This window comes from Candidatus Eisenbacteria bacterium, from assembly GCA_035577985.1.
In the GTDB taxonomy this organism is placed as follows: domain Bacteria; phylum Desulfobacterota; class Binatia; order DP-6; family DP-6; genus DATJZY01.
Map to the genome: position 1 here is coordinate 30,924 of DATJZY010000042.1, position 14,265 is coordinate 45,188.

At 71.9% G+C, this 14,265-nt stretch carries 13 protein-coding genes; 5 read left to right on the top strand and 8 right to left on the bottom strand.

All coding sequences use genetic code 11. The annotated features are described in order from the left end of the window. Window positions 1-40: 40 nt before the first annotated feature. The gene (locus VMS22_06280; protein HXJ33634.1) at window positions 41-1,324 is read left to right on the top strand and encodes an MBOAT family O-acyltransferase; all 1,284 of its coding nucleotides are present in this window, start codon (window positions 41-43) and stop codon (window positions 1,322-1,324) included. A 184-nt stretch (window positions 1,325-1,508) separates the two neighbouring features. Continuing rightward, complete coding sequence (locus tag VMS22_06285) at window positions 1,509-2,495, top strand: ketoacyl-ACP synthase III (GenBank protein ID HXJ33635.1); 987 nt, start codon at window positions 1,509-1,511, stop codon at window positions 2,493-2,495. 339 nt (window positions 2,496-2,834) lie between these two features. On the opposite strand, the gene glpX is transcribed toward VMS22_06285, so the two are convergent. The 5 genes from glpX to alaC form a co-directional block, all read right to left on the bottom strand. After that, the gene (gene glpX, locus VMS22_06290) at window positions 2,835-3,788 is read right to left on the bottom strand and encodes a class II fructose-bisphosphatase (GenBank protein HXJ33636.1); all 954 of its coding nucleotides are present in this window, start codon (window positions 3,786-3,788) and stop codon (window positions 2,835-2,837) included. Between the two features lie 6 nt (window positions 3,789-3,794). Next, window positions 3,795-5,006 (bottom strand): 2,3-bisphosphoglycerate-independent phosphoglycerate mutase, encoded by a 1,212-nt coding sequence (apgM, locus tag VMS22_06295; protein ID HXJ33637.1) that lies wholly within the window; start codon window positions 5,004-5,006, stop codon window positions 3,795-3,797. A gap of 12 nt (window positions 5,007-5,018) precedes the next feature. After that, the gene (gene thrC, locus VMS22_06300; GenBank protein HXJ33638.1) at window positions 5,019-6,095 is read right to left on the bottom strand and encodes a threonine synthase; all 1,077 of its coding nucleotides are present in this window, start codon (window positions 6,093-6,095) and stop codon (window positions 5,019-5,021) included. After that, window positions 6,092-7,393: a homoserine dehydrogenase gene (locus tag VMS22_06305; GenBank protein ID HXJ33639.1), complete on the bottom strand. Its 1,302-nt coding sequence runs from the start codon at window positions 7,391-7,393 to the stop codon at window positions 6,092-6,094. Before VMS22_06305 ends, thrC begins: the two co-directional genes overlap by 4 nt. An 80-nt stretch (window positions 7,394-7,473) precedes the next feature. Then, window positions 7,474-8,673, bottom strand: coding sequence for an alanine transaminase (gene alaC / locus VMS22_06310; GenBank protein HXJ33640.1), 1,200 nt, complete (start codon window positions 8,671-8,673; stop codon window positions 7,474-7,476). A 165-nt stretch (window positions 8,674-8,838) separates the two neighbouring features. Between alaC and VMS22_06315 the strand changes: the two genes are divergently transcribed. Further along, window positions 8,839-10,095, top strand: a complete 1,257-nt coding sequence (locus tag VMS22_06315; protein ID HXJ33641.1) for an adenylate/guanylate cyclase domain-containing protein — start codon at window positions 8,839-8,841, stop codon at window positions 10,093-10,095. On the opposite strand, the gene VMS22_06320 is transcribed toward VMS22_06315, so the two are convergent. The 3 genes from VMS22_06320 to VMS22_06330 are packed head-to-tail and all read right to left on the bottom strand — an operon-like array spanning window position 10,061 to window position 12,485. Next, window positions 10,061-10,789, bottom strand: a complete 729-nt coding sequence (locus tag VMS22_06320; protein ID HXJ33642.1) for a dienelactone hydrolase family protein — start codon at window positions 10,787-10,789, stop codon at window positions 10,061-10,063. The two genes, VMS22_06315 and VMS22_06320, sit on opposite strands and share 35 nt — an antisense overlap. Next, window positions 10,786-11,769, bottom strand: a complete 984-nt coding sequence (locus VMS22_06325; protein ID HXJ33643.1) for a hypothetical protein — start codon at window positions 11,767-11,769, stop codon at window positions 10,786-10,788. The genes VMS22_06320 and VMS22_06325 overlap by 4 nt, the downstream gene beginning before the upstream one ends. Next, window positions 11,766-12,485: an HAD family hydrolase gene (locus VMS22_06330; GenBank protein HXJ33644.1), complete on the bottom strand. Its 720-nt coding sequence runs from the start codon at window positions 12,483-12,485 to the stop codon at window positions 11,766-11,768. The genes VMS22_06325 and VMS22_06330 overlap by 4 nt, the downstream gene beginning before the upstream one ends. A gap of 84 nt (window positions 12,486-12,569) precedes the next feature. On the opposite strand from VMS22_06330, the gene VMS22_06335 reads away from it, so the two are divergent. Next, window positions 12,570-13,364: an enoyl-CoA hydratase/isomerase family protein gene (locus VMS22_06335; GenBank protein ID HXJ33645.1), complete on the top strand. Its 795-nt coding sequence runs from the start codon at window positions 12,570-12,572 to the stop codon at window positions 13,362-13,364. Window positions 13,365-13,421: 57 nt separating this feature from the next. Next, complete coding sequence (locus VMS22_06340) at window positions 13,422-14,264, top strand: SDR family oxidoreductase (GenBank protein ID HXJ33646.1); 843 nt, start codon at window positions 13,422-13,424, stop codon at window positions 14,262-14,264. Window position 14,265: the final 1 nt, after the last annotated feature.

The following is a 14,265-nucleotide window of genomic DNA, read 5'->3' on the forward strand; positions in this document are numbered from 1 at the left end:
GAGTCCGCGCCATGCCAGGGGGCGGGGGGCGCTAGGCGGCATGGACGTCTTCCACCTGACGCAGGCCATGACCCTCCTCGCCGAGGGCGGCGCCGGCCTCTTCGTCCGCTACCTCGCGACCAGCGGGCTCTTCGTGCTGGTCGCGATCGCGCTGCGCACCGCGCCCGCGCACGTGCGCCGCTGGGGCCAGCTCGCAGCGAGCGTCGTGCTCATGAGCGTCCTCGCGACGCCGCTCGTCGTCGCCCTGCTCGTCGCCTACATGGCCCTGCTGTTCGTCGCCGTCGAGCGGCTCCCGCGCGGAGCGATCGGCACGGCGCTCGTGACGGCGCTGGTCGCGCTCCAGATCGTCGCGCCCATCTGGTGGCTCCCGCACCTTCCCCAGTACGAGGGGCGCGTCCGCGAGTACGTCGCGTTCGCGACCAACCTCACCCTGCTGCGCTCGTGGGCCTTCGCCTGGGATCGGCGCACCGGCGCGGACCGCGATCCGTCCGACCTGGGCGAGTTCCTGCACTTCATGTTCTTCCTGCCCGCCTTCATGGCGGGACCGCTCGTCTCGCTCGACGACTTCCGCCGCGGCCGCCTCGCCAGCTACTGGGACGACGCCGCGCCGCGCGGCCCGCTCGGCTTCCTGCGCGCCGAGTGGTGGGGGCTCGTCCGCGTCGGCGTCGGCATCGTCGCGATGGCGCTCGCGTTCGGCGTCGTGTGCACGCCGGGATCGACGGGCTACGAGCACGCCGCGGCGGGAACGCCGCTCGACGCGTGGACGCACGTCTTTCGCGTGTGGGTGTGCATCTACCTCGGCCTCACGACCTGGACCGAGGGCGGGATCGGCTTCGGCCGCCTCGCCGGCTTCGCGTTGCCCGAGAACCTCGCGCGCCCCTTCCTCTCCTACGGCGTCGCCGACTTCTGGCGGCGCTGGAACATGACGCTGAACCTCTGGACGCGCCGCTACCTCTATCTCCCGCTCGGCGGCGCGGCCCCGCGCCGGCGCTCGGGTGAGCGGCGGCCCGAGTGGCGGAACACCATCGCGGTCTTCGTCTTCATGGCGGTCTACCACTTGGCCGGCGGCGTGAAGCTGCTCGGCTTCGGCTACTTCCCGCCCGGCTCGTACGCCCCGTGGCTCCTGTGGGGCATCATCAACGCGGCCGGCGTCCTCGCCACGCGCCGCCTGGGCCCGCTGCCGCGCGACCTGCGTCGCGCGATCCCCGGCGTGGTGCTGACGGGCGCCTACTGCGCGCTCGGGATCATGACCGCCTTCTTCCCGCCGCGCATGGACCTGGGCGCGCTCGCCGCGATCTATCGCCGCCTCCTCTTCCTCGACTAGGACGCCGAGCCAAGACTACGTCTTCGCTCGGGTGAGGACGCGAGAATGGCACGTCGATGACACGCGCGACCGGCATGCCGCGGCCGGCGAAGCTGGCGCGGCACGGGAGGTCCGCGCGACACATCGCCGCGACTGCGACGGATCCGAGGTTGAAACGCTGCGGGGCCCGCTGTAAGCCGCGCCAGTGACCGACGCGGCTCTTCGAACGCGCCTGCTCGGCAGCGGCGCCGCAGCCGCGAGCGTGCGCGTCGGCAGCGACGAGATCGAGCAGCGCCTCGGCCTGGCGCCGGGTTGGATCCGCTCCCGCACCGGCGTCGAGGCACGCCAGGTGCTGCGCGGATCCGAGACGCTGCTCGACCTCGCCGAGCGCGCCTCGCGGTCGGCCCTCGACGCCGCCGGGTTGCGCGCCCGGGACCTCGACGGCATCGTGGTCGCGACCGCGTCGTCCGAGTTCGCGTTCCCGTCGTTCGCCTGCCTGCTCCAGGCGCGGCTCGGAACGGGCTCGATCTTCGCGTTCGACGTCGCCGCGGCCTGCGCGGGGTTCGTCTACGGACTCGGCATCGCCGATGCGATGGTGCGCGGCGGCTCCGCGCGCACGCTGCTCCTCGTCGGGGCCGACGCCTTGGCCGCCATGACGGGACGCGACGATCCCGTGTGTTCGCCGCTCTTCGGCGATGCCGCGGGCGCCGTCGTCCTGCGCGGCGAAGCGGGAGACTCCGGCGTCCTCCGGGTGATCCTGCGAGCCAGCGGCGCGCAGGCGGACCTGCTGGAGCTGCCCGCCGGCGGCCCGTTCGACACCGGCGGCGCGCCGCGCCCGGCCGCGCTCTGCATGCGCATGAAGGGCCCGGAGCTCTTTCGCGCCGCCGTGACCGAGCTGCTGACGGTGACGCGCGACCTCCTGCGCGAGACCGGCCTCGGCATCGAGGACGTGGCGCTCTTGATCCCACACCAGGCGAACGCCCGCATCATCGCGTCGATGGTGGAGCACCTCGGCATCGCCCCCGAGCGCGTGTGCGCGAACCTCGATCGCTACGGCAACACGTCGGCGGCCTCGGTTCCGGTCGCCCTCGACGAAGCGTGGCGCGCCGGACGCGTGAAGCGCGGCGACGTCGTCGTGCTCAACGCCGTCGGCGGCGGCCTCGCCTGGGGCGCCGCCGCCATCCGTCTCTAGGACGCCGAGCCAAGACTACGTCTTGGCTCGGGGGAGGAAGCGAGAGTGTCGCGTCCGTGGCCGCGCGACCGGCATGTCGCGGCCAGCAAAGCTGGCGCGACACACTAGGTACGCCCGCTACGCAGGCGCGTGACCCCGGCTCGGGCGACCTCAGGGTCTCGCTGCGCTCGCGGCGGGCCACCCGGCCCCCACGCGCGCACCCAACCTCGGCCGCGTGCCCTGGCGCGTACCCAGTGTGTCGCGCCAGCTTTGCTGGCCGCGACATGCCGGTCGCGCGTGCCACCACGGCAACATGCTCGCGTCCTCCCCCGACCCAAGACGCAGTCTTGGGTCGGCGAACTAATACTCGGGTCGGCGATCGAAGCGGTGGTGCGCCTGCATGAGGCGCACGGTCTTCGTCTGCGAGCGCATGATGACCGAGTTCGTCATCGCGCCGCCCTTCACGTAACGGACGCCGGCGAGATAGTCGCCGGGCGTGACGCCGGTCGCGGCGAAGAAGACGTTCCCGCTCGCGAGCTCGTCCAGACGATACTTGCGGCTGAAGTCGTAGATGCCGGCGGCGCGGAGCTGGCCGGCCTCCGTCTCGTTGCGGGGCTTCAGGCGCGCCTGCATCTCGCCGTCGAGGCACTTGAGCGCCGCCGCCGCGAGGATGCCCTGCGGCGCGCGGCCGACGCCCATCATGATGTCGATGCCGGTCTGGGGCTGCGTGGTCGCAAGCGCCGCCGACACGTCGCCGTCGCTGATGAGCTTGATGCGGGCGCCGGTCTTGCGGATCTCCTCGATCAGCTTCAAGTGGCGCGGTCGATCGAGCACGACCACGGTCAGGTCCTCGACGTAGACGCCCTTCGCGTCGGCAAGCGCGCGCAGGTTGTCGGTCGGCGAGCGGTCGAGGTCGACGACGCCGCGACCCTCGGGACCGCAGGCGATCTTGTCCATGTAGGTGTCGGGGACACCGAGCAGGGAGCCGGCGTCGGCGACGGCGATCACCGCGAGCGCGTTGTAGCCGCCGGTCGCGCACGTCGCCGGGCCCTCGATCGCGTCGAGCGCGACGTCGGTCCGCGGGCCCTGACCCGTCCCGACCTTCTCGCCGGTGTAGAGCATGGGGATCGCGTCCTCGGGGCCCTCGCCGATGACGATCGTGCCGTCGATCGCGATCGTGTCGAACGCCTTCCGCATGGCCTCGATCGCGGCCTTGTCCGCCGCCACGTCGTCGCCGCGACCCATGTGGCGCGCCGATCCCAACGCCGCCGCCTCGGTGACGCGCACCAGGTCCATGCCGAGGTTGCGATCCATCGCTCCTCAGTGACGCAGCAGGCGTTCGAGCAACGAGTGGGCTTCCTGGATGAAGATGCCCTGCTCGCGTGCGTCCTTCTCGCTGCAGCCGCGCTTCTGCCCGCGCGGCTTCCCTTCGTCCCGGCTCGTGTAGACGACGAACGGCGCCGGCTCGGCCGTGTGCATGCGCGTCGCGCAGGCCGTGGCGTGGTCGACGGCCATGAGGATGCGCCAATCCGACTCGCGCCGGCGCAGGCCCTCGAGGAGCGGGCCCATCACCTGCTCGTCGAGACGCTCGATCGCGCCGATCTTGCGCTGCGCGTCGCCGGCGTGGCCCGCGACGTCCGCCGCGCCCACGTGGAGCACCACGAGGTCGCGCTCGCCGAGCGAGCGCAGTACGGCCTCGACCTTGCCGGTGAGGTTCGTGTCGAGATCGGCCGTCGCCCCCTGCACGTGGATCGGTTCCAGGCCGGCCGCGATGCCGATGCCGTGGCCGAGCGGCGCCCCGGCGACGATCGACCCGTCGACGCCGAACGTGTCGCGCAGCGGCGGCAGCGTCCCGACGCGCGCCGGCTCCCACGGCCAGAGCGCCGTCGGCACGCGTTCCGCCCGCGACCGCCGGGCCGCACAGATCGGATGCGAGGCGAGCGCGGCCTGCGATCGCTCCATCACCGCCAGGAGGGCCTGGCTCCGCGGCCCCGTCGGGCGCGCGGTGGCGACCGGCTTGTCGACCAGCTCGTAGGGCGACACCGTCTGCACGCTGCGCTCGCCGCCGTGCCAGACGAGGACGTGCCGGTGTCCGACGCCGGGCACGAGCTCGATCTCGCCGCCGCCGAGCGAGTTCGCGAGATGGCGCGCCACCTCGGCCGCCTCGGCCGCCGGCAGGCGCCCACCGAGCGCATCGTGCAGGATCTCGGTCCCGTCCTCGGTCACCTCGATCGTGACCAGGTTCGCGCGCAGCGCGATGTCGTCTGGCGCGAGCGCCAGGCCGAGCCCGAGCGCTTCGAGCGCCGCCGCGCCGACGCCGTACTGGGTCGGATCGTAGCCGAGCACCGACAGCCCGCCGACGTTGCATCCCGGCGGAATCCGGCGGGGGATCGTGCGCGTGAGACCAAGGATGCCGCGCGCCGCCATGGCGTCGAGGTTCGGCGTGCGCGCCGCCTCGAGCGGCGTGCGGCCCCCGAGGTCGGCGATCGGCTCGTCCGCGAGCCCGCACGCCAGCACCACGACACACTTCATCGCGCCGCTTGCCTACTCCAGCTCGAGCACCGCCGCGAGCCGGGCCCGGTCGGCGGGAATCGTGAGCGGCGGGTCCGCGTTCGCGATCGCGTTGTCGGGATCCTTGAGCCCGTGTCCGGTGAGCGTGCAGACGACGAGGTCGCCCTTGCGCAGGCGCCCGCTCGAGCCGAGGCGCAGCGCGCCCGCGATGCTGATCGCGGAGGCCGGCTCGGCGAAGACGCCTTCGGTGCGCGCCAGCAGCCGATAGGCCGCGAGGATGCCGTCGTCGTCGATCGCCTCGATGGCGCCGCCGGACTCGTCGCGGGCGCCCGTCGCACCCTGCCAGCTCGCCGGGTTGCCGATGCGAATCGCGGTCGCGATGGTCTTCGGCTCCGGAACCGGCGCCCCGTGCACGATCGGCGCCGCGCCGGCGGCCTGGAACCCCATCATGCGGGGCGTGGCCGGGACGACGCCGTGCTCGCGGTACTCCACGTAGCCCTTCCAGTACGCCGTGATGTTGCCGGCGTTGCCGACCGGCAGGCAGTGGTAGTCCGGCGCGCGGCCGAGCGCGTCGCAGATCTCGAACGCGCCCGTCTTCTGGCCCTCGATGCGATCGGGGTTGATCGAGTTCACGAGCGCGAGGCGCGTCGGATGGCGCTCCTTCGCGTCGCGCACCAGCTCGAGCGCGCGGTCGAAGTTGCCCTGGATCTGGATCACCTTCGCGCCGTGCACGACCGCCTGCGAGAGCTTGCCGAGCGCGATCTTGCCCTCGGGCACGACCACGTAGGCACGGATGCCGGCGCGCGCCGCGTAGGCCGCCGCCGACGCCGAGGTGTTGCCGGTCGAGGCGCAGATGATCGCCTCGGCGCCTTCGGACACTGCCCGCGTGACGGCGACCGTCATGCCGCGGTCCTTGAACGACCCGGTCGGGTTCTGTCCCTCGCACTTGAGATACAGCTCGATGCCGGGACAGATCTTCTGCGCGAGCCGGTCGGCGCGCACGAGCGGCGTGTTGCCCTCGCAGAGCGTCACGACCCGATCGCCGTCGCGAATCGGGAGCCGCGACCGGTAGTGGGCGATGAGACCACCCCAGGCGCGCGAGGTCGTCACCCGAGCTGCTCCTCGATGGGGATCGCCACCGGCTTGCCCCGCACGGTCGCGAGCGCATCGATGGCCCGCAGCGCCTTCGCCAGGTTCCGGCCGAGCGCCCGATGCGTCCGGATCACGATCGGCACCGTCGTCCCCGCCCGCCGCTCCTTCTGGATCACCGAGGCGATACTAATATCGAACCGTCCCAAGACTCCAGCAATGCGCGCCAGGACGCCCGGGCGGTCGATCGCCATGAAGCGCAAGTAGTGCTCACTCTCAAGCTGGGCGAGCGGCCGCACCGGAAGCGACCGCAGCGTCGCCTGCGGAACGCCCCACGGGGGCACGCGCACCGCCGAGCCGACGCGCCGGTCCCGGGTGGCGGCGACCAGATCCGCAATGACGGCCGTCGCGGTCGGGAGCGAGCCCGCCCCCTGCCCGTAGTACATGGTCGCGCCCAGGGCTGCGCCGCGCACGAAGATGGCGTTGAAGTTCCCCGACACGTCGGCCAGGAGGTGGCCGTTTGGGATCATGGTCGGATGGACGCGGGCCTCGAAGGCGTCGCGGGCGTCCTTGGCGATCGCGAGCAGCTTGATCGTGTAGCCGAGCTCGCGCGCGAAGGCGATGTCGATCGCCTCCACCCGGCGGATGCCCTCGGTCGGGATGTCGGCGAAGCGCGGGCGGACGCCGAAGGCGAGCGTCGCCAGGAGCGCCAGCTTGTGGGCCGAGTCGGTGCCGTCGATGTCGGTGGCGGGATTCGCCTCGGCCAGACCCAGCCGTTGCGCGTCGGCCAGCACGTCCTCGAAGCTGCGCCCCTCGCGCGTCATGGTGGTGAGGATGTGATTGCAGGTCCCGTTGACGATGCCGTAGACCGCCGCGGTGCGATCGCCGACGAGCCCCTCCTTGAGGGTGCGCAGGATCGGGATGCCGCCGCCGACGCTCGCCTCGAAGCCGACCCGGACGCCCTTCTTCTCGGCGGCGGCGACGATCTCCTCGCCGTGGACGGCGAGGAGGGCCTTGTTCGCGGTGACGACGTCCTTGCCGTGGGCGATCGCCGCCAGCACGAAGCGGCGCGCCGGCTCGTAGCCGCCGATCAGCTCGATCACCATCTCGATCGAGGGGTCGGTCAGCACCGCCATCGCGTCGGGCGTGAGCCGGGCGGGCGCCACGGGGATGCCGCGGTCGGTCTTCGTGTCGAGATCCGCGATCGCGACCACGTCGATCGGGCGGCCGGCGCGCTGCGTGATCTCCGCCCGATGCGCGCGCAGGAGCTTCACGACGCCGGTGCCGATCGTGCCGAAGCCGAGGAGCCCCACGCGCACGGGCGCGCCGCCGGTCGCGCGCCCGACACGTCCCCCCCGCGCTCGTGCGCCTGTGGGCGCGGATCGACGCACCACGACGCTCAGCCGACCTGGCGGACCTTGGGCACGCGTGCGTCGGCGAACGCCTTGCGGATGCCGCGCACGGCCTGCCGGGTACGGTGCTCGTTCTCGATCAGCGCGAAGCGCACGTAGTGATCGCCGTATTCGCCGAAGCCGATGCCGGGCGACACCGCCACCTTGCCCTCGCGGAGCAGGAACTTCGCGAACTCGAGCGACCCCAGGTGCTTCCACTCGTCCGGGATCTCGGCCCACACGAACATCGTCGCCTTGGGCTTCGCGACGTGCCAGCCGATGCGGTCGAAGCCGTCGCACAGGACGTCGCGCCGGCTGCGATACGTCTCGCGGATCTCGTCGACGTAATGCTGCGGGCCGGTGAGCGCGTGCCAGGCCGCGATCTGGAGCGGCTGGAACGTGCCGTAGTCGAGGTAGCTCTTGATGCGGGCGAGCGCCGCGATCATCTCGGGGTTGCCGACGGCGAACCCGATCCGCCACCCGGGCATGTTGTAGCTCTTGGAGAGGGTGAAGAACTCGACGCCGACGTCCTTCGCGCCCGCCACCTGCATGAACGAGGGGGCCCGGTAGCCGTCGAAGCAGAGGTCGGCGTACGCGAGGTCGTGGACCACCAGGCATTCGTGCTCGCGCGCGAAGGCGACGATCTTCTCGAAGAAAGCGAGATCGACGACCTCGGTCGTGGGATTGGCCGGGAAGTTGAGGATCATGAGCTTCGGCTTCGGCCAGGTGGTGCGCATCGCCTCTTCGAGCGCACCCAGGAAGTCGCCGCCGGGCACGAGCGGAATCGAGCGGAGGTCGCCGCCGGCGATGATGACCGAGTACTGATGGATCGGATACGTCGGGCTGGGACAGAAGACCACGTCGCCGGGGCCGAGCATCGCGAGCGCGAGGTGGCCGATGCCCTCCTTCGACCCGATGGTGACGATCGCCTCGCGATCGGGATCGAGCGCGACGTCGTAACGCTGCCGGTACCAGTCGCAGATGGCGAGCCGCAGCTTGTAGATGCCGCGCGACACCGAGTAGCGGTGGTTCTGCGGCTTCTGCGCCGACTCGACCAGGCTCTGTACCACGTGCGGGGGCGTCGGGCCGTCGGGATTTCCCATGGACAGGTCGATGATGTCCTCACCGGCGCGCCGGGCGGCGTGCTTCAGCTCGCCGACGACGTTGAAGACGTACGGCGGCAGGCGCTTGATGCGGGGAAATTCCACCCGCCTCTTGTAGGGCAGGCCATTTCGAGCGTCAAACTTCCGGCGACCTATCGCGCCCGCGACCGCTTGTGGTACCTCGCGATGTCCGCGCCCTCCGCGCAGCGCTGCACTGCAGCTGACTCCGCGCTTGTCAGCGCGGGCATCGCTGACCTACACGGGCGGGAGGTGGACGCCATCGACCCCGCGCGCGAAGCGTCGGCGCGCGCCCTGGCCGCCGAGCGGCTGCGCAGCAGCCGCCTCGTCGCCCGCATCCGCTTCATCGGAATCTCGGTCGCCTTCCTCTTCAACTGGGCGATGCCGGTCTTCGCACCGGAGGCGCAGCCGTATCAGGGCAGCGTTCCGCTCTTCGCGGCGTACCTCGCGGTGTCGGCGGTCGTCTTCTGGTGGAGCCGGCGATCGGACCAGGCGGCGCGCCTGGTCGGGCTCGACGTCTGCCTGATCGACATGCCGGCGGCGTTCCTCATCCAGCTGAGCCAGCTGAGCCGGCACTTCGACCGCACCTCGGCCGTCTTCGGCGTCACGTATTTCGGGCTCCTGACGCTCGCCGCCGCGTTCTCGCTCGTGCGGCGGCGGATCCTCCTCGCGCTCCTCACCGGGGCGATCCTCGAGACCGTCCTGCTCGTCATGGCGCGCGTCCAGCCGGCCCTCGTCGTGAGCGTTCTCTTGGTGCTGTTCGGCGTCGCGGTGTCGGCAGTCTACATGGTCGATCGCACCATCGAGCTCGTCCACGGCGTCGCCGGCGAGCAGTACCGGCGCGAGCGCCTCCGACGCTACTTCTCGCCGGAGGTCGCACGACATCTGGAGGCCCGCGGCGATCGTGAGCTGACCAGCGAAGTCCGCGACGTGACCGTGCTCTTCGCCGACCTGCGCGACTTCACCGCGATGAGCAGCACCCTGCCCGCACCGGACGTGGTGACGCTGCTGAACGCGTTCCACGCGCGGATGGTCGACGTCCTGTTCGCGCACGGCGGCACGCTGGACAAGTATCTCGGCGACGGGCTGATGGCGTACTTCGGCGCGCCGGTGGCGCACGAAGCGCACGCGCGCGACGCGCTCGCTTGTGCGATCGCCATGCAGGCGGCGCTCGCGACGCTCAATCGCGAGCGCGCCGAGCGCGGCGAAGCCATGCTGCGGATGGGGATCGGCCTCCACACCGGGCCGGCCGTCCTCGGCGACGTGGGCGCGCCCAGCCGTCGCGAGTACACTGCCATCGGTGACACCGTGAACGTCGCCGCCCGGCTGGAGCAGCTGACCAAGGTCCACGACGCGCCGATCCTGGTGTCGGCCGATACGCGCGACGCGGTGGGCGACGGATACGCGTTCCGGCCGCTCGGCCCGATCGCCGTGAAGGGGAAGGCGACGCCGCTCGAAATCTACGCGCCCCTCGTCACCGGACCCGCAGACGCGCCGCGAAGAACTTGAGCGCGCGACCCCAGGCGTCCTTCGCCGCTTCTGGTCGATACGCATCCTGCCGCGTGTCGTTGAAGAAGGCGTGGCCCGCGCCGGGATAGGTCACGATCTCGAAGCGCTTCCCCTCGCGGCCGAGGATCGCGCGCAGCTCCTCGACGTCGGCGAGCGGGATGATCGCGTCCTCCTCGCCGAAGAGCCCCAGGTACGGGCAGCCGAGCTCCGGCGCCAGGTCGAGGGGGCTCGCGGGCTTCACCGCGTCCTTCTCGGCGTAGCGCAGCATGCCGTACCACGACACGCAGGCCGCGATGCCCGGCACCACGCACGCCGCCATGAGCGCGTACTGGCCGCCCATGCACCAGCCGGTGATCCCGACGGCGGCCGCGTCCACCTCCGGACGGCCGGCGAGATAGCCGACCGCGGACCCGAGGTCGGACAGGACGCGCGTGTCCGGGAGCTGGCGCATCCAGCGGAACACCGCGGGCATGTCCGCGAACTCCGGCGTGCCCTCGCGGCTGTAGAGGTCGACGGCGAGCGTCACGTAGCCTTCGCCGGCGAAGCGGCGCGCGACGTCGCGATAGTGCTCCGAGAGCCCCCGCACGTCCGGTATGAGGACGAGGCCGGGCCGCTTGCCCGCGCCGGCGGGCCACGCTGCGTACGCCTTCAGCGTGTCGCCGGCGCGCGTGAAGGTGACGTCACTCGTCTTCATGCTCGCACCTCCTTCGCGACCGTATCGTCCCACGCGACGTAGCGCACCCCCGGCAGCGGCTCGGGATGGTGGAGCTCGACGGCGCCGCGCCCGGTGAAGCGCCGCGGCGCTCCCCAGGAGCTCCATGGATACGACCGAGTCCGCAACGTCAGGTCGATCCGCGCGACGTCGCTCTGCGCCACGTGCACGTCCCACCCCGCGGGATCGCGATAGACGTAGCCCGCGAGCGTGCGAGGATCGCAGCGGGCGACGCCGTGGACGTGGGCCCACGTCGACGCCGCCGAGAGCCGGAGCGCTCCGGGTCCCTCGGGCTCCACTCGATTGCGGAACACTGCGGGAACACCCCACCACGCATGCTCGCTCGCCCCATCGTGGAGCCATACCGGCGCGAGCGCTGGTCCGCTCCCACGCTTCACGCGCACGCTCGAGGCCTCGAAGGCGCCCCCTCCATCGAGCGCCGGCGCGTAGATCCAGAAGAGCTCCTCCACGCGCCGGGTTCCCCAGATGTGCTTCTGCGCACCGCGCGCCCGCGCGACCACGTGCTCGCGATCGCCAACCCGAACGGTGCCGGCGAACACGACCTCCTGATGCACGTGCGCCACGTGGGTCGGCGCCGGCAGGCGACCGAGCCAGGCGGGCCCCCGCGCCGCGACGCGGGTCGCCGGCTCGAAGCGGAGGTCCCACGCGATCGGCGTCGCATCGAGCGCGACCTCGCCCCGACACGAGCCATCGCCGAGCGCTGCAACCGCGACCTCGATCTCCGCACGCGGGACGAACGCCTTGCCGAAGATGGCCTCCCGTCCTTCTTCGAACGCCGCCGCCCAGATCGTTCCGCGCGGCGCTCCCACACGCGGCGCGAAGGTCGTCCACCGAAACCACCACGCGCGTGGCGCGGCCGGATCGAAGACGACCAGGAACCAGATCTCGAAGAAGCCGGCGCCGCCACGCCAGCGCGGGCGGTTCGCCTCCGCCGGGGTCATCGCCGTGCGTGCGCGACGTGCGCGGCGAGCGCCGTGAGATCCGCGAAGCGATCGCAGTCGGCCGTCGGCCAGTCGCCGTACGGGTCGAGCAACGCCGCGTGCAGGCCGGCGGCCCGCGCGCCGATGACGTCGACCGCGTGCAGGTCCCCCACGTGCAGCGCGCGCTCCGGCGCACACGCGGCCAGGGCCAGGGCCGGATCGAAGATGCGCGGGTCGGGCTTCTCGACCCCGACGACGTGCGAATCGACGACGCCGTCGACGAGGTTGCGCAATCCCGCCGCCGCCACGCCGGCCTCCGCGGTCCCGTCCGAGTTGCTGACGACGACGAGGCGCAGCCCCGCGGCACGAAGCCGCGCGAGCGCCGCCGGCACGCCCGGCAGCACCTGCGACCACAGGCGCTGGGTCGGGATCGTCGCGCGCACCCGCAGGACGAGACGCCCCGCACGCTCGGCGTCCGGATCCTCGATGCCGAGGCCGTCGAGCAGCGTCTGCACGTAGACGACGAACGTGCGGCCGGCCTCGCTCGGCGGCGCGCTCGCGATCCAGCACGAGAGCGTGGGACGCGCCGCCGCCTCGGCGCGATCGACCGCCTCGGGCGAGACGACGATGCCGTCGTCGGCGAGCACGCGGCACAGGAGCGCGCGATCCATCGTCACCAGGGTGTTGCCCAGGTCGAGGAAGACGGCGTCGAGATCGCGATAGGGAACGGCCGGCACGCCCAGTTCCCGTAACCGGTACGGCGGCCGGCAGCAACGCGCGCGCGGTTGCTTCCCTCCCCGCGGGCGTGCGAGTGACCAGGCATGCCGGACCTCCTGGTCGAGAAACGGGAGCACACGACGCTCGTCACCTTGAACCGCCCCGAGCGCCTGAACGCGATCACCTTCGCCATGCTCGAGGGGCTGACGCAGGCGCTGAAGGACGCCGAGGCCGATCCCGACGTCCGCGTGATCATCGTCACGGGCGCCGGGCGCGGGTTCTGCAGCGGGCTCGACCTCAAGGAGGCCGCCGAAGGGCGCGGCATCGGGGGCGCGCTCGCTGGCGGAGGCGGCGTCGGCCACATGGGCACGCGCGATCTCCCGACCGTCGTGCTGCAGCAGCTCGACACGCCGGTCATCTGCGCCATCAATGGCGCCGCCGCGGGCTACGGCCTCGACCTGGCGCTCGGCTGCGACATCCGTCTCATGGCCGCCGGCGCGAAGCTGGCGCCGAGCTTCGCCAAGCGCGGCATCGTGCCGGAGAGCGGCGGCACGTGGTACCTGCCGCGCCTGGTCGGCTGGGCGAAGGCGTGCGAGATCGGCTTCCTGGGCGAGGACCTGCCGTCGGATCGCGCGCTCGAGCTGGGCCTCGTGAACCGCGTCCTCCCCGACGACGCCGTGCTGCCCGAGGCGCTCCGCTGGGCCGAGAAGATCGCGGCCAACGCGCCGCTCGCCGTGAAGGCGATGAAGCGCCTCTATCGCCACGGCCTCGGCACCGACTTCGAGGGCCACAGCCACCACGTCTTGATGCAGCTGATGCTGCTCTTCCGCTCGCAGGACTTTCAGGAGGGCATGGCCTCGTTCATCGAGCGCCGGCCGCCGCGCTTCGCGGGTCGCTGAGCGATGCGCCGGTCATCGGCCACGCCTGGGAAGAGGCGACGGCGACAGGGGGACCACGTGGCTGACACACGCAGGGTGGCGTTCATCACCGGCGCGTCGCGCGGCATCGGCCGCGGCTGCGCCTTGGAGCTCGCGAAGCGCGGCTTCGATCTCGTGCTGACGGCGCGGACCGTCACCGGCGCCGAGCGCTACGAGCACTCGCCCACGGTGAAGAAGTCGACCGACGCCCCCCTGCCCGGCAGCCTCGAGCAGACGGCGGCCGAGGTGCGCGCGCTCGGGGTCCAGGCCCACGTCGTGAAGCTCGACCTGGCGCAGCGCGAGGACTGGGCGCCGGCCGTCGAGTCCGCGATGCAGCGCTTCGGGCGGCTCGACGTGCTCGTGAACAACGGGCGCTACATCGGGCCCGGCCACATGGACCCCTTCGAGGACACGCCGCTCGAGCTGATCGAGCAGATGTTCCTGTGCAACGTGTTCGCGCCGCTCGCGCTGATCAAGCTCTGCCTCCCGATCTGGAAGCGGCAGGGTGCCGGCATCGTCATCAACATCACGTCCAGCGCCGGACAGACCGAGACGCCGCAACCGATCGGCAAGGGCGGCTGGGGACTCGGCTACTCGATCACGAAGGCGGCGTTCAGCCGCATGATCGCCGGTCTCGCGAAGGAGCTCCGGCAATACAACGTCGCCGTCATCGGCCTCATGCCGGGGTTCGTCGGCACCGAGCGCATGGCGGTCGAGCTGGGCGAGTTCGGCTTCGATGCGTCGAAGGCGCTGCCGGTCGAGAACCCGGGCCGCGTGTGCGCGATGCTCGCGACGGCGAAGGATCCAATGCACTTCTCGGGGCGGGATCTGCGCGGTCCGGAGATGTACCTCGCCCATTCGCTGCTGCGATTCGACGACTGAC